25 protein-coding genes are annotated in these 23,185 nt (G+C 64.9%); 7 read left to right on the top strand and 18 right to left on the bottom strand.

Features of this window, described 5'->3' with window-relative positions; translation table 11 throughout:
- The first annotated feature begins 8 nt into the window (after window positions 1-8).
- Complete coding sequence (locus tag VF631_RS13435; protein ID WP_431850824.1) at window positions 9-1,649, top strand: hypothetical protein; 1,641 nt, start codon at window positions 9-11, stop codon at window positions 1,647-1,649.
- A 6-nt stretch (window positions 1,650-1,655) separates the two neighbouring features.
- On the opposite strand, the gene VF631_RS13430 is transcribed toward VF631_RS13435, so the two are convergent.
- From VF631_RS13430 to sdhC, 6 genes are all read right to left on the bottom strand, one after another.
- Window positions 1,656-2,900 carry a threonine synthase gene (locus VF631_RS13430; protein WP_431850823.1) on the bottom strand — a complete coding sequence of 415 codons (1,245 nt, stop codon included), beginning with the start codon at window positions 2,898-2,900 and terminating at the stop codon, window positions 1,656-1,658.
- A 60-nt stretch (window positions 2,901-2,960) separates the two neighbouring features.
- Window positions 2,961-3,158 (bottom strand): type II toxin-antitoxin system HicA family toxin, encoded by a 198-nt coding sequence (locus VF631_RS13425; RefSeq protein WP_431850822.1) that lies wholly within the window; start codon window positions 3,156-3,158, stop codon window positions 2,961-2,963.
- Between the two features lie 2 nt (window positions 3,159-3,160).
- Window positions 3,161-3,415, bottom strand: coding sequence for a DUF1902 domain-containing protein (locus VF631_RS13420; protein WP_431850821.1), 255 nt, complete (start codon window positions 3,413-3,415; stop codon window positions 3,161-3,163).
- A gap of 223 nt (window positions 3,416-3,638) precedes the next feature.
- Entirely contained in the window at window positions 3,639-5,426 is a 1,788-nt protein-coding gene (sdhA, locus tag VF631_RS13415) for a succinate dehydrogenase flavoprotein subunit (RefSeq protein ID WP_431850820.1), read from the bottom strand.
- Window positions 5,426-5,815, bottom strand: coding sequence for a succinate dehydrogenase, hydrophobic membrane anchor protein (gene sdhD, locus VF631_RS13410; RefSeq protein WP_431850819.1), 390 nt, complete (start codon window positions 5,813-5,815; stop codon window positions 5,426-5,428). The genes sdhA and sdhD overlap by 1 nt, the downstream gene beginning before the upstream one ends.
- Window positions 5,812-6,210 (bottom strand): succinate dehydrogenase, cytochrome b556 subunit, encoded by a 399-nt coding sequence (gene sdhC, locus VF631_RS13405; protein WP_431850818.1) that lies wholly within the window; start codon window positions 6,208-6,210, stop codon window positions 5,812-5,814. Before sdhC ends, sdhD begins: the two co-directional genes overlap by 4 nt.
- 95 nt (window positions 6,211-6,305) lie before the next feature.
- On the opposite strand from sdhC, the gene VF631_RS13400 reads away from it, so the two are divergent.
- Genes VF631_RS13400 through VF631_RS13390 form a run of 3 tightly spaced genes read left to right on the top strand, consistent with a single transcriptional unit; the run spans window position 6,306 to window position 8,798 of the window.
- Window positions 6,306-7,004 carry an SDR family NAD(P)-dependent oxidoreductase gene (locus VF631_RS13400; protein WP_431850817.1) on the top strand — a complete coding sequence of 233 codons (699 nt, stop codon included), beginning with the start codon at window positions 6,306-6,308 and terminating at the stop codon, window positions 7,002-7,004.
- Window positions 6,994-7,890: a subclass B3 metallo-beta-lactamase gene (gene bla, locus VF631_RS13395; protein WP_431850816.1), complete on the top strand. Its 897-nt coding sequence runs from the start codon at window positions 6,994-6,996 to the stop codon at window positions 7,888-7,890. The genes VF631_RS13400 and bla overlap by 11 nt, the downstream gene beginning before the upstream one ends.
- Window positions 7,887-8,798, top strand: coding sequence for a 50S ribosomal protein L11 methyltransferase (locus VF631_RS13390; RefSeq protein WP_431850815.1), 912 nt, complete (start codon window positions 7,887-7,889; stop codon window positions 8,796-8,798). Before bla ends, VF631_RS13390 begins: the two co-directional genes overlap by 4 nt.
- A gap of 3 nt (window positions 8,799-8,801) precedes the next feature.
- Here VF631_RS13390 and VF631_RS13385 read toward each other — a convergent pair whose 3' ends face one another.
- The 9 genes from VF631_RS13385 to VF631_RS13345 form a co-directional block, all read right to left on the bottom strand.
- Window positions 8,802-9,011: a DUF2945 domain-containing protein gene (locus tag VF631_RS13385; protein ID WP_431850814.1), complete on the bottom strand. Its 210-nt coding sequence runs from the start codon at window positions 9,009-9,011 to the stop codon at window positions 8,802-8,804.
- A gap of 90 nt (window positions 9,012-9,101) precedes the next feature.
- Window positions 9,102-9,332, bottom strand: a complete 231-nt coding sequence (locus VF631_RS13380) for a hypothetical protein (RefSeq protein ID WP_431850813.1) — start codon at window positions 9,330-9,332, stop codon at window positions 9,102-9,104.
- Between the two features lie 131 nt (window positions 9,333-9,463).
- Window positions 9,464-11,122, bottom strand: coding sequence for a response regulator (locus VF631_RS13375; RefSeq protein WP_431850812.1), 1,659 nt, complete (start codon window positions 11,120-11,122; stop codon window positions 9,464-9,466).
- Entirely contained in the window at window positions 11,119-12,603 is a 1,485-nt protein-coding gene (locus VF631_RS13370; RefSeq protein ID WP_431850886.1) for an ATPase domain-containing protein, read from the bottom strand. Before VF631_RS13370 ends, VF631_RS13375 begins: the two co-directional genes overlap by 4 nt.
- 153 nt (window positions 12,604-12,756) lie before the next feature.
- Window positions 12,757-13,551: a hypothetical protein gene (locus VF631_RS13365; RefSeq protein ID WP_431850811.1), complete on the bottom strand. Its 795-nt coding sequence runs from the start codon at window positions 13,549-13,551 to the stop codon at window positions 12,757-12,759.
- A 20-nt stretch (window positions 13,552-13,571) separates the two neighbouring features.
- On the bottom strand, window positions 13,572-14,036 hold the full coding sequence (locus VF631_RS13360; RefSeq protein ID WP_431850810.1) for a DUF1425 domain-containing protein: 465 nt from the start codon (window positions 14,034-14,036) through the stop codon (window positions 13,572-13,574).
- Window positions 14,037-14,056: 20 nt separating this feature from the next.
- Window positions 14,057-15,187, bottom strand: a complete 1,131-nt coding sequence (locus VF631_RS13355; RefSeq protein WP_431850809.1) for a hypothetical protein — start codon at window positions 15,185-15,187, stop codon at window positions 14,057-14,059.
- A gap of 9 nt (window positions 15,188-15,196) precedes the next feature.
- Window positions 15,197-15,826 (bottom strand): penicillin-binding protein activator LpoB, encoded by a 630-nt coding sequence (locus VF631_RS13350; RefSeq protein WP_431850808.1) that lies wholly within the window; start codon window positions 15,824-15,826, stop codon window positions 15,197-15,199.
- 40 nt (window positions 15,827-15,866) lie between these two features.
- Window positions 15,867-16,460, bottom strand: coding sequence for a hypothetical protein (locus tag VF631_RS13345; RefSeq protein WP_431850807.1), 594 nt, complete (start codon window positions 16,458-16,460; stop codon window positions 15,867-15,869).
- 218 nt (window positions 16,461-16,678) lie between these two features.
- Here VF631_RS13345 and VF631_RS13340 point away from each other — a divergent pair, with 218 nt between their 5' ends.
- Both VF631_RS13340 and VF631_RS13335 read left to right on the top strand, forming a co-directional pair.
- Window positions 16,679-17,776: a helix-turn-helix transcriptional regulator gene (locus VF631_RS13340; RefSeq protein ID WP_431850806.1), complete on the top strand. Its 1,098-nt coding sequence runs from the start codon at window positions 16,679-16,681 to the stop codon at window positions 17,774-17,776.
- Window positions 17,777-17,868: 92 nt separating this feature from the next.
- Complete coding sequence (locus VF631_RS13335) at window positions 17,869-18,801, top strand: hypothetical protein (RefSeq protein WP_431850805.1); 933 nt, start codon at window positions 17,869-17,871, stop codon at window positions 18,799-18,801.
- 103 nt (window positions 18,802-18,904) lie between these two features.
- Here the strand turns inward: VF631_RS13335 and VF631_RS13330 are convergent, their stop codons facing one another.
- Window positions 18,905-19,375, bottom strand: a complete 471-nt coding sequence (locus tag VF631_RS13330) for an SOS response-associated peptidase (protein WP_431850804.1) — start codon at window positions 19,373-19,375, stop codon at window positions 18,905-18,907.
- 447 nt (window positions 19,376-19,822) lie between these two features.
- On the opposite strand from VF631_RS13330, the gene VF631_RS13325 reads away from it, so the two are divergent.
- Window positions 19,823-21,010, top strand: coding sequence for a DNA cytosine methyltransferase (locus VF631_RS13325; RefSeq protein ID WP_431850803.1), 1,188 nt, complete (start codon window positions 19,823-19,825; stop codon window positions 21,008-21,010).
- On the opposite strand, the gene VF631_RS13320 is transcribed toward VF631_RS13325, so the two are convergent.
- Window positions 20,979-21,881 carry a hypothetical protein gene (locus VF631_RS13320; protein ID WP_431850802.1) on the bottom strand — a complete coding sequence of 301 codons (903 nt, stop codon included), beginning with the start codon at window positions 21,879-21,881 and terminating at the stop codon, window positions 20,979-20,981. The genes VF631_RS13325 and VF631_RS13320 overlap by 32 nt on opposite strands.
- The gene (locus VF631_RS13315; protein WP_431850801.1) at window positions 21,871-22,995 is read right to left on the bottom strand and encodes a hypothetical protein; all 1,125 of its coding nucleotides are present in this window, start codon (window positions 22,993-22,995) and stop codon (window positions 21,871-21,873) included. Before VF631_RS13315 ends, VF631_RS13320 begins: the two co-directional genes overlap by 11 nt.
- Window positions 22,996-23,185 lie beyond the last annotated feature (190 nt).

Here is a 23,185-nt window from a genome sequence, read left to right as displayed (position 1 = left end):
ATAGGGTTATGACCAGCCACCCCGAAAAGCTCGCCATATTGGCGGGCGGCTCCGATGACAACATAACCCGGGACACCGGCGGTTCCGGTTCTCAGCCGGACGATGGCGGCTTGAGCCTGACGACGGGCGAGCTGATGGCGCTGGGCGGTGACGCGCGGATTACGCTCGACGAGCAGAGTGGCCTCAACTCCTACGGCTGCGCGCCCAAGCCGATGCCGGCGATCAGCTACGCCTCCTCGACGGCCAGCACCGTCTCGGCCGGCGCGTTCGCACAAGCCCGCGCATTCCACTTCCAGCTTCACCAGGCCTCACGGAGTCGAGCCATTGCCGACGTCTATGCCGATGCGCTGGAAGACGCCCGGCGCCGGTTGCGCCTGCTCTACCAACTCGACAGCTCCGTCGACATCGCCTTCGGGCCGTCGGGGACCGATCTCGAATATCTGGTCCTCGCAACCGCGCTCGGCGGCGGCAGCCCGATCTGCAACATCATCGTCGAGGTGGACGAGGTCGGCAGCGGCTGCCTCCACGCCCAGCAGGGGCGTTATTTTGCCCCGCATACGGCGCTCGGCCTCGCTGTCGATACGGGCCAGCCGGTGCCCGGCTTCGATCAGCGGCAGATCCGGCTTGAGACCGTCAAGGTCCGCAACCAGGACGGCGGCCTTCGCGACGTAAATGAGCGCGAGGCCGCCCTCGCCGATGTGATCGCCGGCGCCATCGCCGCCGGCGAGCGCCCGCTGCTCCACGTCGTGCACCGCTCGAAGACCGGGCTGATCGCGCCCTCTCCGCAGGTGCTGGAGCGGCTGGTCGGCCGCTTCGGCGACAAGCTCGACGTGATCGTCGACGCCTGCCAGGGCCGCATCTCGCCGGAAATGCTCGGCGCCTATCTGGCGCTCGACGCGATCGTCTTCGTCACCGGCTCCAAGTTCATCGGCGGCCCGCCGTTCAGCGCCTTCGCCCTCGTGCCGGCACGGATCGGTGCGCGCATGTCGGGCACTGCGCCTGTCCCCGAAGGTCTTGGCGGCTTCTTCGCCCGTGGCGAGATGCCGGCCGGCTGGCGCGCGATGGACTCCGTGCTGCCCCAGGTCACGAACTTCGGCCTTCTACTGCGGCTGGAGTGCGGCCTGTTCGAGCTGTCCCGCCTGCTGGCCTATCCGAAGGAGGTGGTCAGCAAGGCGATAGCGGCGTTCGATAGCGTCCTGCGAAATCTCCCCGCGGACGGCCCGCTCGAGCTCCTGCCCGAACGCGACCGAGCCAATGAGGAGGAGCTTCAGCCGCTCGACCGCACGATGCTGCACACCTTTCGCATTCCCCTCCGGCACCCGGAGACCGGCCACCCGCTCGACATCGAGGATGCACGCGCGATCTACGCGATGCTCTACACCGACATGTCCGAGCATTTCTCCGAACCTTGGGAGCGGATGATCGCGGCCGAGACCTGCCATGTCGGCCAGCCGGTGCGTTGTGCGCGCGGGGAAGGGGGCGCGTGGACGGCAACCCTTCGCCTCTCGCTCTCCGCGCCACAGATCAGCGAAGTCGCCGGTCTGGACGAAGACGCCCTGCTTCGGCGGTTCCGCACAGATATCGACTGGATTTCGGCAAAGATCCTGCTCGTGCTGCCGCTCCTCCGCCAACGCCGCGAAGCCGCCTAGCGGCCGTCAAAGCGCGGCGAAGTCGATCCGGCCGTGGCGGTCGAGCACCGATGAGCGGTCCGGCATCGGATATTTGAGACCGGTGGCGCAGTTGAAAAGCAGGGCCGTGTCGCTGCTGCTTACCAGCCCGCCTTCGACCGCCTTTCGCCATGCGGCGAGGGTCGCCCCGCCCTCCGGGCACAGGAGGAAGCCGTCATCGCGCGCGGCATCCTCCACGCCGCGCATCAGCTCCTCGTCTGACACCGCCGTGGCAAAGCCGCCGCTTTCCCGCACCGCCCGCAGGATCAGGAAGTCGCCGACCGCCTTCGGCACGCGGATGCCGGCCGCCACAGTGGACGCATCCTCCCAGCGCGGCGCATGCTCCTCGCCGTCTTCGAACGCCTTGACGATGGGCGCGCAGCCTTCCGCCTGCACAGCCACCATCCGCGGCCGCTCGGGGCCGATCAGGCCAAGCGCCTCCATCTCCCCGAACGCCTTCCACATCCCGATCAGCCCGGTGCCGCCGCCGGTCGGGTAGAAGATAACGTCCGGCAGGCGCCAGCCGAGCTGCTCGGCAAGCTCCAGCCCCATCGTCTTCTTGCCCTCGATCCGGTACGGCTCCTTCAGCGTCGACATGTCGAACCAATGGCCCTGCGCCGCGCCCTCGCCGACGATCTTGCCGCAATCGTCGATCAGCCCGTTCACCCGATAAACGCGCGCACCCTGCAGCGCGATCTCGCGCACGTTGATCTCCGGCGTGTCGTCCGGGCAGAAAACGATCGTCTCGATTCCGCCGCGGCTGCCATAAGCCGCCAGCGCCGCCCCGGCATTGCCGTTGGTCGGCATAGCGATCTTGGCGACGCCGAGCGCTTTCGCCATCGACACCGCCATCCCGATCCCGCGCGCCTTGAAAGACCCCGTCGGCAGCCGCCCCTCGTCCTTGACCAGCAGGTTCGCCGCGCCGACTTTCTCGCCGGTCCGAGTGAGCGCCACGATCGGCGTCGCTGCCTCTCCAAGGCTGACAATGTCTTGGACGCGCCGAACCGGCAGGATCTCCCGCCACCGCCACATGTCGAGCGGCCTGGAGGCGAGCGCCTCCCTGCTCATCTCCTCCCGCGCGCGATCCAGATCGTAGCGCACCAGCAGCGGCCGCCCCGCCCTCGAAAGCCCGTTAAGCCGGTCGACCTCGTAGCGCTCGCCCGTCATCGAGCATTCCAGATGCGTGACGAAGGTCGGCCGGTCTGCAGTGAGGTTATCGTTGCTGGTGCTCATGAGCGGTGCTCATAGTCACGCTCGGACGTGCAGTCACGCGAAGCACGGCGGCGGGAGGCGCTAGAGCTTTTCCTTGATCCCGGCCTGCTTGAGAACGGCATTGGCGACCGCTCGCGACATGATCTTGCCATCCACCACGAACGGCCTCTTAGCTTCTGGGCAGAGCCAGATTTCGTGGTCGCCTTTGCCGGCCCGAACAAAGCGGCAGCCATTTGCGAGCAGGATGCGCTTCAGCTCCGCTGTGTAGCCCTGAACCAAGCTCAGGCCGCCACCGCGAACTCACGCTCATGAAACGCCACGATCCGAATTCTGTGCGGGCCTTCAAGCTGCGACTTGTCCCCGAACTCGTCGGCGTGAATTTCAAGCAGGTCGGGCAAATGCTCGCCGGCCTTCCTGGCGAACTCCTCAATTGTCTCCGCGTCGATAAACAGGCCGGGGATGTCGCTCTGCATAGCGTACCAGACCCGCTCCTCGGCGGCGTAATTAGCCCAGACTGTCCAGAGTGCCATCGCCATTTCCTACAACGCAGCAATCACAACGTCAGCCCCGGTTGTCCGTTCTGACAATCCGGGCAGCGACGGATGTGAATGTCACACCCATTCGCGCCGTAATGCGATCCGCACCGCGTACATGACAGTTCATAGACTTTCTGATTGTAGTGATTGCTTGCAGCTTTCGTGAGGCGCTCCACACGTTGACCGTTGCCATTGTGAAAGGCGGGAACGGTCGTGCTGCCCATCAATAAACCCGAGCCTTCGGTTTGATGTAGCTCACCTCGTCAGTCAGCGTATATTCGTGGACCGGGCGGTAGTTGATCGTCACTTCCCCGTCGTTCAACCACGCGATCGTGTGCTTCATCCAGTTCACGTCGTCGCGCGTCGGATAGGTTTCATGCATGTGGGCGCCGCGGCTTTCCTTGCGGTTGGCGGCCGAATGCATGGTCACCACCGCCTGCGCGAGCAGATTGTCGAGTTCCATCGTCTCGATGAGGTCGGTGTTCCAGATGAGGCTGCGATCGGTGACGTGGACGTCGGCGATGCGGGCGTTGACCTGATCGATCTTGACCTTGCCCTCCTGCAGCGTCTCCTCGGTGCGGAACACGGCGCAGTCCGCCTGCATGGTCTTCTGCATGGCCGCGCGGATCTGGGCGGTCGGGCTGCCGCCCTTGGCGTGACGGAAGCGGTCGAGGCGGGATAGCGCCATCTCTTCCGATCCGCGCGGAAGCGGCTTTTGCGCCGCGCCGGGCTTCAGGATTTCGTTCAGGCGGTGGCCGGTCGCGCGGCCGAACACGACCAGATCGATCAGGCTGTTCGAGCCGAGCCGATTGGCGCCGTGCACCGATACGCAGGCCGCCTCGCCGATCGCGAACAGGCCGGGCACGATCGCGTCCGGATCGCCGCCCTTCAGCGTCACCACCTCGCCCCAGTAATTGGTCGGGATGCCGCCCATGTTGTAGTGCACTGTCGGCACCACCGGCAGCGGCTGGCGGGTGAGGTCGACGCCCGCGAACACCTTGCCCGTCTCGGTGATGCCGGGCAGCCGTTCGGCCAGCACCTTGGGATCGAGATGATCCAGGTGCAGGAAGATGTGGTCCTTGTCCTTGCCGACCCCGCGGCCTTCCCGGATCTCCATCGCCATCGAGCGCGAGACGACGTCGCGCGAAGCCAGGTCCTTGGCCGAGGGAGCGTAGCGCTCCATGAAGCGCTCGCCTTCCGAGTTGGTCAGGTAGCCGCCTTCGCCGCGCGCGCCCTCCGTGATCAGCACGCCCGCGCCGTAGATGCCGGTCGGGTGGAACTGGACGAACTCCATGTCCTGGAGCGGCAGACCGGCGCGAAGCACCATCGCATTGCCGTCCCCGGTGCAGGTGTGCGCGGAGGTCGCGGAGAAATAAGCGCGGCCATAACCGCCGGTCGCCAGCACCACCGCTTGGGCGCGGAAGCGGTGAATGGTGCCGTCCTCGAAGCAGAGCGCGATCAGGCCACGGCACTCGCCGTCTTCCATGATCAGGTCGATCGCGAAATATTCGACGAAGAAATCAGCGTCGTACTTGAGGCTCTGCTGGTAGAGCGAATGGAGCATGGCATGGCCGGTGCGGTCGGCCGCGGCGCAGGTGCGCTGCACCGGCGGCCCTTCACCCATATTCTGCATGTGGCCGCCGAACGGGCGCTGGTAGATGGTGCCATCCGTGTTGCGGCTGAAGGGCACGCCTGCATGTTCAAGCTCGTAGACCGCGGCCGGAGCTTCCCGAACCATATATTCGATCGCATCCTGGTCGCCCAGCCAGTCCGATCCCTTGACGGTGTCGTACATGTGCCAGGTCCAGTGATCGGGCGTGTTGTTGCCGAGGCTCGCTGCAATGCCGCCCTGCGCCGCCACCGTGTGGCTGCGGGTCGGGAAAACCTTGGTCACGCAAGCCGTCTTGAGCCCCTTTTCGGCCGCGCCCATGGTCGCGCGCAGGCCCGAGCCGCCGGCCCCCACCACGACCACGTCGTAGATATGGTCGATGATCTTGTAAGCGTCGGCCATCAGGCGGCTCCCCCCGTGAAGGCGATCTTCAGCACGGAGAAGATGGCAAGCGCGCCCCCGACGATGAACAGAAAGTTGATCAGCGCCAGCCAGAAGAACTTGCCGCCCTCGTCGTGAACATAATCCTCGACGACGACCCGAAGCCCGTCCTTGGCGTGCCAGAAGGTCGTGTAGATCAGCAGCACCATCGGCACCGCGGCGAGCGGGGAGGACAGCCAGCGCACCGTCGCCTGATAATCGAGGCTCGGCATGCGGGCGAGCGAGACCAGGAACCAGACGAACAGGAGCAACGTACCCACGGACGAGAGCCGCTCATGATACCAGTTGAGCGCCCCTTGTTTGGACGATCCCAGGCCGCGCACGCGGCCGATCGGGCTTCCCATTCTCATGCGCCGGCCCTCCAGTAGATGTAGGCCCAGGTCAGCCCTGTGAAGACGATGCCCAGGGCCACCACGATGATCGACCACAGTTTGTTCTTCTGGATCTCGAACCCGGCGCCAATGTCCATCACGAGGTGGCGGATGCCGCCGAACGCCTTCGTCCAGAACGCCCAGGTCAGGCCGACGAAGACGAGGATGCCGAACCAGCTGGTCGCAAGGTCGGTGAAGCTGCGGTAAGCATCCGGCCCGCTGGCCAGCGCGACCAGCCACCAGACGAAGATCGCGCCGCCCACCACCGACAAGCCGGCGCCGGTGACGCGGTGCAGGATGGAGACCAGCATGTGCGGTCCCCATTTCCAGATCGTCAGGTGCGGCGACATGGGACGCGAAGGATTGCGGTTCATGGTCGTGATCCCCCCGAATGATCGTTTCCCATCTATACCGCCCGCGCAACTTTGCAACGCTTCCCACCTCGGGCGGGCGAGGCTAGGGCCGGGCCATGGCGAACATTCTCGTAACCGGCACCAGTCGCGGCATCGGCGCCGCGATCGTTCCCGCATTGTCGGGCCACAACGTGGTCGGACACTCCACCCGCGGCGGCGAGGGCGCTGTTGCGGCCGACTTGTCGGACCCGGACAAGGTCACCGCGCTCTGGTGGGAAGCGATGGGGCGCCTGGACGGGCGCATCGACGTGCTGGTGAACAATGCGGGCATCTTCGAAGCGACCCCCATCGAGCAAGGGGATGCCGGCTGGCTGGCCGGTTGGGAGCGTACCATGCAGGTGAACCTCACCGCCTCGGCCGCGCTCTGTCGGCTCGCTGTCCTTCACTTTCGTGAGCAGGGCGGGGGGCGAATCGTCAACGTCTCCAGCCGCGCCGCCTATCGCGGCGACTCGCCCCAGCACTGGCATTATGCGGCGAGCAAGGCCGGCATGATCGGCATGACCAAGTCGATCGCACGAGGTTATGCGGCCGAGGGCATCCTCGCCTTCGCCGTTTGCCCCGGCTTCACGATGACCGGCATGGCCGAGGACTATCTGGAAAGCCGCGGCGGGGCCAAGCTGCTCGCCGACATTCCGCTCGGCCGCGTGGCCGGGGCGGATGAGGTCGCCGAAACGGTCCGCTGGCTGGCCGTCGAAGCGCCCCCCTCCGCCACAGGTGCGGTGATCGACGTCAATGGCGCGAGCTATGTCCGTTAAAGCGGTCGCACTCGGCCTTTCTCTGTTCGTCGGCGGATGCGCCGCCCCGCCGCCGGTAGCGGCCGAATCGAGCGGGTCGATCGCCCCGAGTCTTGCCGCGGCCTGCGCCGGGCGGGACGGGTGGAGCGATCCGGCCCCGCCGGCAAGGATCATCGGCAACCTCTACTATGTCGGCACGTGCGGGATCACGTCGCTGCTGGTCACCTCCCGCCAAGGCCATGTCCTCATCGACGGCGGCCCACCGGATGCGGCGCCGCTGATCGCGGCCAACATTCGCCGCCTCGGCTTCAACCCGCGCGACGTCCGCTATCTTCTCAACAGCCACGAGCATCTCGATCATGCCGGCGGCCTTGCGGCGCTCAAGCAGTTGAGCGGCGCGAAGCTGGTGGCAAGAGCAGAAGCGCGATCCGTTCTGGAGAGCGGCAAGGTCGATCCGCGCGATCCGCAAGCAGGCGCCATCCCCGGAATGCCCGGCGTGGCGGTCGATCGGGTCATTGCGGACGGCGAGACGGTGCGGCTCGGCCCGATCGCGCTCACCGCCCACGCCACGCCGGGCCACACGGACGGCGGCACCAGCTGGAGCTGGCGGGTCTGCGAGGCGGGCCGGTGCAGCACGGTCACCTTTGTGGACAGCCTCACGCCGGTGTCGGCCGACGGCTACCGCTTCACCGACCATCCCGAGCGGGTGGCGCCGTTCCGGGCGACCTTCGACCGAGTGGCGCGGCTCGACTGCGATATCCTGATCACCCCTCATCCGAGCGCCAGCAATCTCTTCCCGCGCCTGGCCGGCCGGGCGCCCCTGGTGGACCGAGGCGGTTGCGCGGCCTACGCGCAGGCCGCCCGCAAGCGCCTCGACGATCGGCTGGCGAGCGAAGCGGCGCGATGAGCTGGAAGCTCACCTTGCCGTGCACCAAGGCGGAAGCGGAAGCGCTGACGGGGGAACTGCCCCAGCTCGCCGCGCTCGATCCGCCGCCCGTGCTGATGACCAGCGAGCAGGACGGGGCGGAGCAGTGGCGGCTCGATGCCTATTTCGAAACCGAGCCGGATGGCGCCGCGGTGATGCTGCTGCGCAGCTTCGTGCCCTCCGCCACCCGCGCGCCCGCCAGCGTCGAGCCGGTCGAGGAGCAGGACTGGTTGACGCTCAGTCAGCAGGGGCTGGAGCCGATCCAGGCCGGTCGCTTCTTCGTCCACACGCCGGCACACCGCGACAGCATTCCGCCGAACGCATCTCCGCTCGAGATCGACGCCGGCCGGGCGTTCGGCACCGGCCAGCACGAGACCACGACCGGCTGCCTCCTCGCGCTCACCCGGCTGAAGGAAAGCGGCGCCTGCTTCGGCAACCTCGCGGACATCGGCACCGGCACCGGCCTGCTCGCCTTCGCCGCGCTCCGCCTCTGGCCCGCTGCCCGCGCGATCGCGTCCGACATCGATCCGGTCGCGATCGAGGTCGCCGCGGAGAATGCCGCGATCAACCGCGTCCCGCTCGGCCGCGCCCGCGGCCGGCTCGAGCTCGTTGTCGCGCCCGGTCTCGATCACCTGCGGCTGAAAGCGCGCGCGCCTTACGACTTGCTGATCGCCAACATCCTCGCTGCGCCCTTGATCGAGCTCGCCCCGGCCCTCGCCAGAGCGGTCGAGCCGGGCGGGCGGCTGATCCTCGCCGGGCTGCTGCGCGACCAGGCCGAGGCGGTGCTCGCCGCCTATCGCCGTCACGGCCTCGCGCTCGCCTTCACCGTCGAACGCGGCGATTGGCCGACGCTGACGCTTCGCAAGCGCCGCACGTTCGGCTGGAGGTAGCGCCTACTCCTTCGTCAGCGCATCGGGCTTATGCGCCGCGACGCCGCTGCCACTGTCCGACTTGACCAGATATTGCGGGTCGTCCTTCGATGCGCGGACCTGGTGCGATTTGATCTTGGTGTCAGAGGTCAGCTTCTTCTCGACATGGCCGTGCGCTTCGCCGCCATGGCTCTTCCACTTGACCTTGTCGCCCTTCTTCAACTCGTCCGCCATGCTCTTCTCTCCTGCTGGTGGGAGAAGAACTGCCGCACTCGCCGCAGGTTGCGAGTCAGGGCCGATGATGCGCGGCCCGAGCGTGCCGGGTCAGCTCAGACGAAAGCTCGGGCCGGGCTTTGGCGGCGCTGCCTTTTCCGGCACGATCCGCTTGGGCGGGCGTGCTGCGGCCCGCTCGGCAGCTTCGGCGCCGTGCGTAGAAAGCTTCATGTAGACACCATGCGCGCGCCGCAGGCGCACCCGCTCCGCCTCGGTCTTGGCCTCGCCCAATTGCACCAACGCCTCGGCCGCCTTTGCCTGATAGTCCTCGGATGAGCTCATGGGGTTCCCTTTCGTGGGTATGCCCAAGCATGTCCTGAGCGCAAACCGAAGGCGTGGGCGCTTGCCCCGCAAAGCGCAAACGAATTCGGGAATGGCGCCAGTTGCGACCAGTCCGGTGGTCCGACGCTCGATCAGGGCCGCCGCGTCACCGGCAGTCTGACAACCTTCGCGTCCGGCATCATCAGGGCCGCAAGCGCCGAAGCGAGGTCGGCCTGGCCGAACGGCTTGTCCAGGCGGGGCAGGTGAAGCGTATCCTCGGTCGCGCCGGTATAGCCGGTAATGAGGAGGATCGGGATCGAAGGGTAGTCGCGCCGAAGCCGGCGCGCCAGCTCCGCTCCATCCATCCGCGGCATCTTGTAGTCGGTGATCACCACGTCGGCGGCGAAGCCGGCGGCGAGCTTGGCAAGCGCCTCCGCGCCGCCGCCGGCCTCGACCACTTGGTGGCCAAGGTCGCGGATCATTTCCGCGGTTCCTTCCCGCACCAGCTCCTGGTCGTCGACGAGCAGGATCGAGAGTGAGCGGCCGACGGCGAGCAACGGCCCGCGGTTCTTGCCGGTGTCGCGGGGCGCCTTCTCGTCCGCCACCGGCAGATAGAGATCGGCGCGGGTTCCTTGTCCAAGCACGCTCGCCAGCGCGAAGCCGCCGCCAAGCTGTCCGGCCAGGCCATGCACCATCGAGAGCCCAAGCCCCGTGCCGCGCCCCGTTTCCTTGGTCGAGTAGAACGGCTCGACGGCGCGGGCCAGCGTCTCGGGGCTCATGCCCTGGCCACTGTCGATGATCGAGATCCGCACATACAGTCCAGGGGTGAGCTTCGGGTTGGATTGCGGCCCAAGCGCGACCTGTGCCGCCACAACCGTCAAGGTTCCCCCCTCCAGCATCGCGTCGCGGGCGTTGACGCACAGGTTCAGGATCGCAAGCTCGAGCTGATTGGGGTCGGCCAGAGCCGAAGGCAGTCCGGCTTCGTGCCGGATTTGCAGCTCGATAGTCGGGCCGACGGAACTGGCGATCAGATCCCGCATGCCGTCGAGCAGCGCAGCCGCGTCCACCGCCCTTTTCTCGAGCGCCTGCCGGCGCGCGAAGCCGAGCAGGCGCTGCACCAGTGTCTTGGCGCGATCAGCCGCCTGCAGAGCATTTGCGATCAGCCGGGCCGAGCGCGCGTCGCTGTCGCCATAGCGTCGCTGTAACAGATCGAGCACGCCGGTGATCGGCGTCAGCAGATTGTTGAAGTCATGCGCGACGCCGCCGGTAAGCTGGCCCAGGGTTTCGAGCTTCTGAACTTCGTGAAGCTGTGCGACCGCTTCGTCGTGCGCGGCGGTCCGCTCCTCGACCCGCCGTTCGAGATCGGCGGCGAGTTGATGAAGGTCGAGCAGTCTTGCGCGCGCCTCATATTGCCGCCGGCGTCCGCGCAAGGCGGCGCGAGCCAGGCTGACCAATGTCGTCGGGTGAAACGGCCGCTCCAGGAAAGTCACGTTTCCCAGCGTCTCGAGATGACGGGCCGCGGCGGGATTGCGCTCAAGGCCACCTCCGCGCTGCGTCAGCAGCACGAAGGGGAAATCGGACCATTCCGGCTGTGCATCGATCCAGGCGGCAAGGGCGTGCAGATCGGCGGTGAGCAACGCCTCTTCCGTGATCAGGGCGAAGCCCGCGCCGGACGCCATTTCGTCGAGAAGACATGCAACGTCTCGGCAGCCGACGCTCTCGATCCCCGCCTCGCCGAGCACCGAGCCGGCGATCCTGCAGTCGCGCCCCTGGGGGGCTACGATGAGCGCTCGTTCGGACGCGTTGGTCAATTCGGCTCCGCCTCGAGCAGTAGCTCGTCTTTGCCCACCAGCTGCGGCACCCCGCGCAGCACGCCATGGAAATTGACCAGCGGCTCGCCGATGGTGATGCCGCGCCCGTCGATCCGGAACTCGCGGATCGTATCCTCATGCGCGCCGGTGCGTTTCTTGACGATCGAGATCGCCCGCCGCACCCGCCCGCGCGCCTCGAAATAGCGCAGCAGGATCACCGTATCGGCCAGATAGGTCACGTCCACCGGCGATCGCATGTCGCCGACCAGCCCATGCTGCGCCACTGTGAGGAAAGTCGAGACGCCCTGCCGGTTCAGATATTGCAGCAGTTCGTGCATGTGGAGGATCAGCGACTGCTCCTCCGGCATCGCCGCCTGGTACCCGTTCAGGCTGTCGATCACCACCGTCTGCGCGCCGCCCTGCTCGACGCAAGCGCGCACCCGCTCCGAAAACTCGCCCGGCGACAACTCGGCCGCGTCGACAGACTGGATGCTCAGCTGCCCCGCATCCACCATCGCCTGCAGATCGATGCCGAGCCCGATCGCGCGATCGAACAGCAGCCCCATCTCCTCGTCGAACACGAACATCGCGGCTTTCTCGCCACGCTTGGCCGCGCCGACGATGAAGGTCAGCGTGAGCAGCGACTTGCCGGTCCCGGCAGGCCCCAGCACCAGCACACCAGAGCCGCGATGCACGCCGCCGCCGAGAAGCGCGTTCAGCTCCGCCGACTCGCTCCCCAGCACCTCGCGATTGACCGGCCGCTTATGCTCGGCCGAAACCAGTCGCGGGAACACGCTCACGCCCCCAGTCTTGATGCAGAAATCGTGATAACCGCCGCGGTAACGCTGGCCGCGATATTTCACGATCCGCATGCGCCGACGCTCCGCTCCATATTCGGGGGACAGCTCCTCCAGCCGGACTACCCCGTGCGCGACGCTGTGCATCGTCTTGTCGTCGGCCTCCGCGGTAAGATCGTCGAGCATCAGCACGGTTGCGCCCGACCTCGCGAAATAATGCTTCAGCGCCAGGATCTGCCGGCGATAGCGCAGCGAGCTTTGCGCCAGCAGCCGGATTTCGGACAAGCTGTCCAGAACCACCCGGTCCGGCCGGACCCGCTCGAACTCCTGCATGATGAGCCTGGTGGTTTCGCCCAGCTCCAGGTCGGATGAGTAGAGCAGGCTTTGCTGCTGGTCCGCATCGAGCAGGCTTTCCGGCGGCAGCAGTTCGAAGATGTCGAACCCTTCGAGGCTCCAGCCGTGCGAGGCAGCGCCCGCTTCCAGCTCGTCCCGGTTCTCCGACAAAGTGATATACAGTCCCCGCTCGCCCGCCGCCGCGCCGGCCAGCATGAACTGGGTCGCGACCGTGGTCTTGCCTGTCCCCGGGCTTCCCTCCAGCAGGAACAGCCGCTTGCGCGCAAACCCGCCGCAGGTCACGTCGTCCAGCCCGACGATCCCGGTTGCCGCCTTTTCCACCGCTTCGATCAAGGAAAGCCCGCCTGATGATTGATTCGTGAAATCAGCGCCTAACGGAATCGTCCCGGACTTGCATCCCGGCGCGATGCTGATCCCGAAAAGCTCGGCTGAGCAGCATTGTTCCAGGCTGGACGGGAGGCGCCGGCTAGTCCGGCAACCGGCCTATCGGAACCGGCGCATCGTCTCCGCCGCGAGGGCTTCGGCGACGTTCTCACTGGAAAGTCGCTCGTCGCGCTCCCGGCGAAAGCCGCCGGCTCGGGCGACCAGCCGCTCCGGGCCCGCCTCCGGACGGCCTTCCGAACGGAACTGTGCGCGCACCGCGGAACTCGGCAAGTGCGTGATCTTGACCGTGAACATCATGCCGGTCTTGCTCGATGCCCGGTAGTCGGGGAGCACCTCGACCAGATACTCGATCCCCTGTTCCAGCGCGATCGATTCCATGAACTGCTGGTCGGACCGGTCGCCCTGCCCATGCCCCGTGGAGACCTTCCGCATCAGCGCCGAACGGTCGATCATGTCCGCGCCCGCGCTGGCGAAAGCCGATAGGAATCCGGTCTCGAACTCGCCGTCATCGTCCGGATGCAGTTCGGAATAGGTCTTGCCGGTCGTCCGCTCCTGCTCACTGACCTGGTCGTAGGCGGATGCGACGGCGCCCGGGCGCGCCACCGTGATCTCAGACCCGCGCGTGCGATCACGGTAGCGCGTCGTCGTTTCGTCGCTCAGCTGCCGGTTCCAGAAGAGCAGGATGCGGGGCCGATTGTTGCCGCGGTACCAGGCGCCGAAGCTTGAAAAAGCAGCCTGCAGATTGTCTCGCGGATCGGCATCGAAGCGCCTGGGATTTACATCCGGCAGGCCGGGCCGGACTTCCCCTGGCCCGACCGGCGGGAGGCCTGGACGATCCTGCGCCGACAGCGCGCCGGGCAGGCAGATGCAGAACAGGGCGAGCGCTTTGCGCATGGGAAAGACCTTTCGGGGCTTCACTGGGCCGCCCGGACCTCGACATAATATTGCTGCGCGGCCGGGCTGCTCGAGACGTGCTCGTAGAGCGCCATCGACATCGGCTTGGCGAACAGGCGGTTCCAGGACGCGGCGGCATCGACCGGGCGACCCGAGGGATCGTACCAGCTTGTGCGAACTTCCAGCGGGATCTCGACCTGCGCCTTGTTGCGAAGCTCGACGCTGATACGCTTGAGGCCCGTGCCGGTGTTGCTGACGACGATGTTCTCGACGTCCAGCACCGAGCGGACATTGTACTGGCGGTCGCGATACTGGGCCAGGCTGCCGTCGATCACGCGGACGGTGTTAAGGGTCGGGCGGGTGACGTTCTGATTGTCGATCCTGTATCCGCCCTCGGGAGGTGGGCCCGCAGGCGTTGTGCAGCCGGCTGCGAGCGTTGCCGCACCGATCAGGGCCGCCATTGTCAGTTTCGAATGGTTACGCATGTTCTTCCCCCTGTTTACACCTAGCGCGACCGGAGCAGGCCCAGACGCTTGCCTTTGGGATCAGCCTTGAACGTGATCGGCTGATCCTCGCGGGCGCCGGGCTCTTCGCCGGCATAATATTTGACCACCACCGGCGCGCTGCCGGCTTTCGCCGATGCAAGCGTCAGGACGTGAACCGTGTCGGGCAGCGAGCTCCACTGCCGGGTATCGGCGCGGGGCTTGGCGTTGGCCGACATCAAGGATGCGATTGCGCCGACCGCGCCGATCGCGCCGGCAGCAGCGCCGCCGCCTCCCATCGCCGAGAACATCGTCGCGCCTTGCGCGAGGCCCGAGCCGACGCTGCCGGTGGTGCGCTTGAATTCGACCTTGCCGTCGAGAATCTTGTCGATCGCGCGCCCGCCGCGGGTGCTGGCCTGGGTATAGACGTCTTCGATCGGGTAAAGCCGGAGCGGCTCGGAGCCGAGCAGCAGCTCGGCCTTGTTCTCCTTGAAGCCCTTGCCGCGGCGATAGACGAAATAGCTGTGGTTGGCGCCGTCACCCAGCTTGCGCGGGGCGGTCCCGGTCTCGACCAGCACCAGGGTGTCGTGGTCCGCCCCGATGTCCGGCACGTCCGGGCGGATCGCCTTGACCCGCTTCATCGCCTCGTCGCGAAGGTCCGCGTCTCCGTTCAGGTGCGACGCCCACGCCTCAAGATACAGCAGCAGCGCGAAGTCGGCCTGGTCCTGCAGTTCTTCGGCGAAGGCGTCCTGCATCAGGCCTTGGCGAAATGCCGCGCGGGCATTCTCGTAATCGCCGGCGCGCAGATAACCGAGACCGCGATAATAATAGACCATCGCCCGCTCATAGGGCTCGCCCTTGAAGCTCTTCGAGCCCTCCTCGTACCACAGGCTGCGCGCCTTGGTGGCGCCAGGGTCCTGCTTGAACACGGTCTCGATCTTCTCGATCGCGTCGTTGAAGGCGGCCGCGGAGAGATCGTCGCGCTCGGCCCAGAAATAGCGCGTGCCGATCTCCATCTGGTTCAGCACGCGGTTCCGGTCGCCTTCCGACTGGAGCTTTGCGAGATACTCGGTCGGCTCGGCAGCCGCTTGCGCGATGACCGACGTCGGGAACCCAGCGGCGAGGGTTCCAAGAGCAAGAAGAAGCGCGCGCATGTCTGAGCCTCAGCGGTAGACGACGTTGTCTTGGGTCGCCTTCTTGAACTCGTAGAGGTTCGACCAGACGAGCTCGCCATATTCGAGATCGAGCAGTTCGAACGTGTACATGCTGTAGCGTTCCTTGACGCCGGACGCTGGGTTGACCGCGTCGCGCGTGCCGATCCGGCCGACCAGCCGGAAATCAGCCCCCGCCATCGCGCGGGTACGCCCCGTGGTGCCGACATCGACGATGCCCTGGTCCTTGAGATCTCGCTCCATTTGAGTGGCGTCGGCATATTCGCGGCCGATGAAGCGCATGCGCCCGCCCGCCGCGCGGACCAGAAGCACCCGAAGGCGATCGGTGATCAGCGCCTTGTCGATGATTTCCGAACTTTCGTTGCGGAAGAACTGCGGGTCGATGATCACCCGCGGCGGCGTCGATGCGTTCATCAGCTGCGGGACCGTGAGGAGGTCCCGCATCATCTGATCGCTCATCGAGACGATGTCCTGCGACTCCGTCCCGACCCCCCTGACCGCGCCGGAGGAATCCGGGCTCGAGTAGACGGTCGGCGGCTGCCGGCGCCGCTGCGCCTCCACCGGGCCGGCGGCGGACAGGAGAACAAGCCCGATGCCGGCTGAAACAAGGATACGACTCATGTCAGGTTTCCCGAAAAGCAGTGGAGACGCAGAGGATCGATCAGGAAGTCTTTTCAGCTTCCTTCTTCTCCTTCTTGGGCGCCTGCGGCTTCGGATACTTGGAGTAATAAAGCGGGCCGAATTCCGGATAGATGCCGGCGGCCGCCTCGACGATCGCCGCATAGTCGGCGTGGGTCGCATGGTATGCGTACATGTAACCCGCCATGTCCTCGAGCGTATCGAACGACTGATCGCTGCTCGACTTGAGGAACTCCTCGCCGCCGATCGACTTCATCGCCGCGTCGCGAGCGAGCTTCTTGGTGGCCTCGCCCGCGAACATGCCCGCAAACGGGATGTTGCTGAGCAGCTGGTCGCCTGCGATCTGCCCGGCCGCCTGGCCGAGTTCGCCGCTCGCCTTGACCTTCATCGCCTTGGTGACCCACTCGGCGGTGACGCCGTCGCTGGTGAAGGGCGACATGAACTTGCCGCCATTGCCCTCGAGCGGCTTGGGCGCAACCGCCTGAAGCTTGGCGATCGCCAGCTCCTTCTCGGCCGGATCGGAGATCTGGGCGACATCCGGCATGGCCGGGACGCTCGCGCACGCAGACACCATTGAGGCGACGGCCAGGGCCGCCAGCAAACGCTTGCTTTTCATCTTGTATTCCCCCGTATCAAGCCGGTTCCCAGCCGGCGCTTGCAATCCTCGCGGCCCCTTGCCGTGCCCGACTTTGCGGGCTTCAGCAGAAATCTTCGAAGATCAGAGCTTAAGGGTAAATTCTTCTTGACGATTCGCATCCCCCAAATGAGGTATGGCGCCTGTCATGGCGTGTTCTTCTGCCTGATCTGTGTTTCAGCCCAGCGAGAACAGAACAGATGCAGGGAAGCCACATAACGCCAGACCAGATCTACGACGCTTTACTCGATGATCATGCCCTTTCCGAACTGTGCCAACGGCTTGCTCGATCGTTCGATGCGCGGTCGACGCTTCTTCATTGGCATTACGGCGACGGCACTGCCGAGGTGCTCAGCCATTCGGGCTATTTCACCGACAGCCAGCTCGCCGACTATGCGCTGAACTATGCCGCTCACGATCCCTGGGCGCGCGCCGCCGCGCAACTCCAGCCGCCCAACCACGCGATGAGGCTCGACCAGCTCGTATCGGACGAACAGTTCGAGAGAAGCTTGTTCTACAACGAATATATTCGCGGAATGGGCGACGACACGTTCCGCTGCCTCGGCGTCCGCGTCCACAACCAGTGGGGAAACGGGATGGTGGCGCTGCAGCGCGGCAAGACCCAGCCCGCCTTCGCCCAAGCCGACGTCGCCGCGCTCGGCGAGATCGGCGTGCACCTGCGCCGGATGCTGGCGGTGCGCGGCAAGTTCGCGGCGCTCCACCGCCGCTTGAGCTCGATCGAGGCGACCATGGACGCGCTCGCCCAACCGGCCCTGCTGGTGAGCGCCGACGGTCGCCTGGTCTATGCCAATGCCGCAGGCGAAGCGGCGCTGCGGTCCGGCGACGTGCTGGAAGCCCCGCAGCGCAAGGTGGAGGCCGCCGCCGCCGGCTCCGGCGCCGCTTTGCGCATGGCGGTGCAGCTCGCCTGCGCCGCCTCGCCCTCCGCCTCCGCCGTCCAGCTGCGCGCGCGCAAGGGCAGGGCGCGCATCGCCACCGTCGCGCCGGTGCGGGCGGACGGGGCGGCGCGCCACGCGCTCCTGATCCTGGGCGAGGCCGACGGTGCCGATCCCGCCTTGCTGCGCCACCTGTGCTCCTTGTTCCAGCTGACCGAGGCGGAAGCGCAGATCGCCAAGCGCATCGCCGACGGCGACGATGTCCGCCTCATCGCCGAGGACCGCCAGGTCGCGGTCTCGACCGTGCGCAGCCAGCTCAAGGCCCTGTCGCAGAAGATGCACTGCAGCCGCCAGTCGGAGATCGTGACCATCGTCAAGAGCATCGCGCCCGTGCGGGCGCTGTAGCGCGCTGTCCGCGCCGCGTTGCAAGCAGCTGCACACCAGGCGCGGAGAAACTGCTGTCCTACAGCGAACCCTTGTGGTTCATTCCGCGAATCATGAACGCTTCCGAACCCACCCCCGAACCGCCCCTCGATCCCTGCTCCGACCCGCTCGACGATCTCCTCGCCTTCACCCCCGTGCCGCGCAAGACGGAGCGCGTGGATGGCTGGACAGCCGAGCGCCAGCGCGGCTTCATCCACGCGCTCGCCCTCACCGGCTCGCCGCGCCGCGCCGCCGCCGCCGTCGGCAAGGCGCAATGGGGCGCCGAACAGTTGCGCAAGGCATCGGGAGCCGAGAGCTTCAACGCCGCCTGGGACGCGGCCTCCGCTTATTCGCGCGACAGGGGCAGCCGCCGCATCGCCGCCGGCCTCCAGGTCGTCGAGGATCAGGATGCGGCCTGGGCGCCCTCGCTCGGCGGCTGGGGCGGCGCCGCCTCCCGCGCCCGGCAGCGCCCCGCCGCCGCGCCGCCCGAGCAGGAGGAGGTGCCGCAGCAGCGCCGCCAATGGCTCGATTCCATCTTGCGCAAATACCTGATCAAGGTCGAGGCCGAGCGGCGCGCCCGACTCGACGGCCGGGTTGTCGAGACGGATTTCTACCTCCGCCAGATGACCTGGCTCGAAACCACGCTCGATCTGCTCAGCGAGGATGCCCTGAAGCTGCTCGCAGATTTCCGCGCCGACGGCCATTCCCTGATCGACATCGCCGAAACGCCCTTGTCGCGGATCCTGGGCGAAGCGCGCCGCCTCCAATGGGCCGCGCTTGGCGAGCCCGTCCGCCCCGAACACCCGCCCCGCGGCCGCCTTGTCGATTACGGCCGTTTCAGCACCGAACCGCTCGAGGCCACCTACGGCGGTCAGCCGCAAAGCCACGACGAGCAGCAACGCCAGTTCCGCGAGCGCCACGCCAAGGGTGCGAAGGAACAGGTTGAGTGGGAAGCCGAGCAGCGCCGAGCCTATGACCGCCGACGCGGCAGCGACGCCGGACCATAGGCGAAGAGACGCTGCCGGCCGGCCGGCGTGCCGAGCCAGCGGCGAGGACACGTCCGACGTCACGGGATTTACTCCCGTGACGGCCCCACCGCCTGACCAGCCCCTAACCCACCGCCATCAGCTGCGACGGGAACGGCGTCGCCAGCGAACACACCTCGTCCACCTCGCCGTCCAGCCAGCGGTCGTAATCCTCGTCGTGGAGGATCACCGGCATCGCCTTGGCGTGGATCGGCGCGACCAGCGGGTTGGGCTCGCAGGTGAGGAAGGCATAGGCATTCCCTTCCGGCGTCGGCCGCCAGATGCCGGCGAAGCTGAGGATCGGCTTGGACGGCAGCGAGAACCAGTGCTCCTGCTTCGCCCCCTTCTCGCCCGACCATTCGCAAAAGTCGGTCACCGGCACCAGGCAGCGCCGCGCCGGACTCTTCAGCATCGATCGCCAGAACGGGCTGGCGAGGTTGCGCACGTTGGTGACGGGCTTGCCGGTGGGCGGGAGCGGAATGCCCCACCGCATCATGTCCAGCCGCCGCACGCCCTCCTCCTTGCGCAGCACCCACCCGCTCCGCTTCGGGAACAACTCAGTTTATCCTGAGCCCAGTCGAAGGAGCGGCAGCGTCTTAGCCTGCCCCGGACTTGATCCGGGGGGCTCGGGGATCAGTTGGTCCGACCGTCCTGAGCCTGTCGAAGGACGCCGTAGCGCTGCGCGATCTCGATCTGCTTGGCGGTGACGCGATAGCGATTGCACATAGCGGTAGGCCCGAGCCTAGCGTGCGATCGCGCAGCGATCCAGCGCGCTAGGCGAGAGAGCCGGACGCTCGGCCGACGCGCGAAGCGCGATCGACGGCGCGGGATTCACTCCCGCGCCTTGCGGCTGAGCCCCAAGGCTATCGCTTGCGATAGCCGAGGACAAGGCGAAGCCCGAGCCTAAGCGCAGGATTGCGGAGGGCTCAGCTCCCCAAGGGACGGACTCGTTCTGCCGCTTTTCTCTTGACAGCGACTCCGGCGTTTCGGAGCTCACATCAGCATGAAGTGCCTCAGTCTCTTCGCCGGTGCAGGCGGTTTAGATCAGGGCCTCCAATCCGCTGGCTTCTCTATTGCCGCTAGCGTTGAAGTGGATCGGGACTGCTGCGAAACGCTTAGCCGAAACTTCGAGCACAGAGTGATCCAGAAGCGAGTGGACGCTCTTTCTGACGGTGATCTCGCGAGCTTCGGGCAGATTGATTTCGTAGTTGGAGGCCCCCCTTGTCAGCCCTTCTCCAAATCAGCTCTTTGGACCACGAAGGCGGCGAGGGGGTTTGAAGACGCACGAGCTACTAGCATTGATGACTTCTTTTCCTGCGTTGAAGCATTGAAGCCCGAGGGATTTCTTATCGAAAATGTTCCTGGCTTCAAAGGTTTCGGCGGACTCGATAGGATTGTCGCCAAGCTAGATGAATTAAGAACTCGCGGAATCTCCTATGATCTTAGCTGGAAGATTATAGATGCAGCCGCCTTCGGCGTGCCGCAGCACCGTAAACGTTTCTTCGCTATTGGGGTTAGATCTGGGGCGGAGCTTTACAAGTTTCCCCTTCCCACTCACGGACAGGGTTTTGAACCTTACCGAACCACTTGGGACGCTTTAGGCGGGCTGACCTCGTTCAAATTCGAAAATGAGCCCGAACTGACGCCGCGAGGTCGGTGGTCTGATCTGCTGCCATCAATTCCGCCCGGGCAGAACTACCTTTGGCACACAGCCAGAGGAGGCGGCCTTCCCCTTTTCGGCTGGCGGACGCGGTACTGGTCTTTCCTACAGAAGATCGATCCCGGTCTTCCAGCCCCGACTATCGTTGCGAGTCCATCGCAGAATTCAGGTCCCTTCCATTGGGAGAACAGGCTCCTCTCCACCACGGAATTGGCAAGCCTCCAATCCTTTCCACCGACTTTCAAATTCTCTGGGGATCGAGCCTCTCGCCACAGGCAAATTGGTAACGCGGTGCCTCCGATCCTCGCTGAGGCCCTCGGTCGGTCTCTTCTGGATGCTTTCGGCAGGGAGCCAGAGGATCGGCGCTGGGTCCGTCTGGGCCGGCAGGGCTGTACCCCTGTCCTGCCGAACGTCGCTCCCGTTCCAAAGCAATATCTGAAGCTCGCGGGGAATCACCTGGATCACCCGGGGCCGGGCAAAGGTCCCCGACCTCGCGGGCTTACATCTCGAGAGTTGGAATCAGCGGTTTAGCCTGCTCGAGCCACGCAGAGATCTGACCGGCCAGCTGCGCAGGGATCGCTCCGAGTGCAGCCGTGATTCGAGTTCGCTCCAAGACCAACCCGCTGGATTCAGTGGCCGCAAACCAGAAGGTCTCATGATCAAAAGCGAACGGAACAGCAAACAACTTGGTGGGAGTGGCGCTAAACTGGACAGCCTTCTGCCATCTGTCCAAGTTCGGCCGAATTGCTTTGTCCTTCCAATCTGTGACACCAGTAGCGCATTGGCCCATTATCACTGGAAATGAAGGTCGCTCGTCAGAGAAAGCCCGGCGAAGCGCCACATCGACTTGCGCATCTTTGGGTTGCTTAAAAACCGTTTCGTCTAGGAATTTCCCACGAGCGAAATCTGCAATTGATCGGATCGCTTGTTTCCGACCTTCCTCTGCGATTTTAGCCCAACCGGTCTCAAGCACGTCCCACCGGGGAAACGACGAGCGGAGCGACTCAGCGACTACGGCCTCGAATATGTCGCGAAACGTAGCAGGGTAGCCCTCCCTCAGCTCGACAAATTGCTCAGGCAGCGAGGCCAGTAGGCAGAAGGTGTACGCCGAACCCTCACCGGAGTACTCCAGTGCGTCACCGGCTATACTGAACGGATACGGCGCTCCAATACTTTTCCGCCGTTGGCGACACAGCGCAAAACAGTCACTGACCAGAGTCCATGCGTCAGCTTCATTCTTGACGAGCTTGCTTCCATCTAATCGTTCGACGAGCCAAGGTTTCGAAACTGCCGATTCGAGTAGAAATGCTTGGGCCTCAATCCAGTCAGAGAAAAGTTCATTCCTTCGGGCAGTTGGTCTGCGTGCTGACCCGTATCCAGCGCTCGGCAGCTCAAGCTGCACCGAGAAGTTCCTGAGCCCGCGCTTGGTAGGCACCGTTAAATACAAGAGCAAGCTTTATACCGCCCTCTGTTACCGGCCAAGCCTCCTCCTGTAAGATCTCATCGTCTTCGCGGCCTGGAATGGCGCGCAAGGCTAACCGGATGCTTCTCGCCGCCTCCTTGAGAGGCTCTGCCACAAGATCAACAGACGCCTTGGTGTAGGCGTAGGCGTACTCCAGCTGTGGCTCATCCTGGCTGCGAAGATATTCCACAGCCTTAGGTTCAGCAAGAATTTCTCCGAAACGATCAACGTGTCGAGAATCTTTCACTAAAGGGCCGCTCTTCTTAGTTCCGAAGAGCCAAGCGATGTATTCTCGGACGTTCCCTCTATGACTCTCCGGGATCGGATCGTGCGTTCCTTCGTTGAGATTCCTCAGGTCAATACCGAGGAAATGCCTAACTCCGGCCGACCTGAGCGATAGAAACAGAACAGAGAATTTTTCCTCCACCTCCTGCCATTCCTCTGGATCAAGCTCGTTCTCCATCTGCAGTAATATTTTATAGGCAACGTAGTTTTGCTTTACAATGTCAGCTCGTGTACCAATCTGTTTTGCAACATCACGAAATGTACTGTTCTCCTCGTCGATCAACCGAGTCATAAACTCAGCTTTTTCGGTTGGTGCCCACTCTTTGATGCCACTCACGTGTCGAAACCCAAGGTATGCATCGACGTCTTCTCGAGTCTCAGCCATAAGATACGGAACCGAAGTAAAAAACTCGGCATCTTCCTTAACGTTGGTGCCTGACAAGCGCTCACGGAGCCACTTCGGAGGCTCGATTTCTCCTCTCACGGCCGACCTCATCAATTTAAGAGCCGCTAATCTACGATTACCCTCCACTACGACTAATTTGCCAGTTTCATCACTGCTCGTGATAGCTATCAGAGCGTCTTGGGTCCAAAATCCACCTGCCTTCAAAAAAGAGTCGACGAGTTCATCCAGCGTCCAGGGAATCATCAACTTCAAGAGTGCGTCTTGAGACTTTGGCTGCAGGCGGTTTCGTCGACCTATTCGCGGGTTTTGTGGATCGAGAAGCAGATTATCGATGTCGATGTATTCGATCTGTTTACTGATCATCGGCCTTCTCCCCTGGAGCTCAAACTCCGCTGAAACGGCTTCACATGTCAATGCGAAAGCACCGCCATTTCTGAGTGTTGCGGTCACCTGGAGCCAATGAGCATGTCCGTTCGAACGTTGCTTTTTTGCCGGTTAGGCTGAGCCAGCACCAAGCTGGCAGCCCTTCGCGCTCGGGTCCGCTAGTTCCTCC

It is taken from the genome of Allosphingosinicella sp., from assembly GCF_036387615.1.
In the GTDB taxonomy this organism is placed as follows: domain Bacteria; phylum Pseudomonadota; class Alphaproteobacteria; order Sphingomonadales; family Sphingomonadaceae; genus Allosphingosinicella.
This window is presented reverse-complemented; position numbering and strand designations above follow the sequence as displayed.

Bases quoted from the DNA above. Each gene is read 5' to 3' on its own strand.
- VF631_RS13325 (WP_431850803.1), top strand. From the start codon at position 19,823: ATGAAGTGCCTCAGTCTCTTCGCCGGTGCAGGCGGTTTAGATCAGGGC.
- sdhC (WP_431850818.1), bottom strand. From the start codon at position 6,210: ATGAACCGCAATCCTTCGCGTCCCATGTCGCCGCACCTGACGATCTGG.
- VF631_RS13350 (WP_431850808.1), bottom strand. From the start codon at position 15,826: ATGAGTCGTATCCTTGTTTCAGCCGGCATCGGGCTTGTTCTCCTGTCC.
- VF631_RS13390 (WP_431850815.1), top strand. From the start codon at position 7,887: ATGAGCTGGAAGCTCACCTTGCCGTGCACCAAGGCGGAAGCGGAAGCG.
- sdhA (WP_431850820.1), bottom strand. From the start codon at position 5,426: ATGGCCGACGCTTACAAGATCATCGACCATATCTACGACGTGGTCGTG.
- VF631_RS13420 (WP_431850821.1), bottom strand. From the start codon at position 3,415: ATGGCGATGGCACTCTGGACAGTCTGGGCTAATTACGCCGCCGAGGAG.
- VF631_RS13360 (WP_431850810.1), bottom strand. From the start codon at position 14,036: ATGCGTAACCATTCGAAACTGACAATGGCGGCCCTGATCGGTGCGGCA.
- VF631_RS13380 (WP_431850813.1), bottom strand. From the start codon at position 9,332: ATGAGCTCATCCGAGGACTATCAGGCAAAGGCGGCCGAGGCGTTGGTG.
- VF631_RS13345 (WP_431850807.1), bottom strand. From the start codon at position 16,460: ATGAAAAGCAAGCGTTTGCTGGCGGCCCTGGCCGTCGCCTCAATGGTG.
- bla (WP_431850816.1), top strand. From the start codon at position 6,994: ATGTCCGTTAAAGCGGTCGCACTCGGCCTTTCTCTGTTCGTCGGCGGA.
- VF631_RS13355 (WP_431850809.1), bottom strand. From the start codon at position 15,187: ATGCGCGCGCTTCTTCTTGCTCTTGGAACCCTCGCCGCTGGGTTCCCG.
- VF631_RS13340 (WP_431850806.1), top strand. From the start codon at position 16,679: ATGCAGGGAAGCCACATAACGCCAGACCAGATCTACGACGCTTTACTC.
- VF631_RS13385 (WP_431850814.1), bottom strand. From the start codon at position 9,011: ATGGCGGACGAGTTGAAGAAGGGCGACAAGGTCAAGTGGAAGAGCCAT.
- VF631_RS13435 (WP_431850824.1), top strand. From the start codon at position 9: ATGACCAGCCACCCCGAAAAGCTCGCCATATTGGCGGGCGGCTCCGAT.
- VF631_RS13335 (WP_431850805.1), top strand. From the start codon at position 17,869: ATGAACGCTTCCGAACCCACCCCCGAACCGCCCCTCGATCCCTGCTCC.
- VF631_RS13430 (WP_431850823.1), bottom strand. From the start codon at position 2,900: ATGAGCACCAGCAACGATAACCTCACTGCAGACCGGCCGACCTTCGTC.
- VF631_RS13400 (WP_431850817.1), top strand. From the start codon at position 6,306: ATGGCGAACATTCTCGTAACCGGCACCAGTCGCGGCATCGGCGCCGCG.
- VF631_RS13365 (WP_431850811.1), bottom strand. From the start codon at position 13,551: ATGCGCAAAGCGCTCGCCCTGTTCTGCATCTGCCTGCCCGGCGCGCTG.
- VF631_RS13315 (WP_431850801.1), bottom strand. From the start codon at position 22,995: ATGATCAGTAAACAGATCGAATACATCGACATCGATAATCTGCTTCTC.
- sdhD (WP_431850819.1), bottom strand. From the start codon at position 5,815: ATGAGAATGGGAAGCCCGATCGGCCGCGTGCGCGGCCTGGGATCGTCC.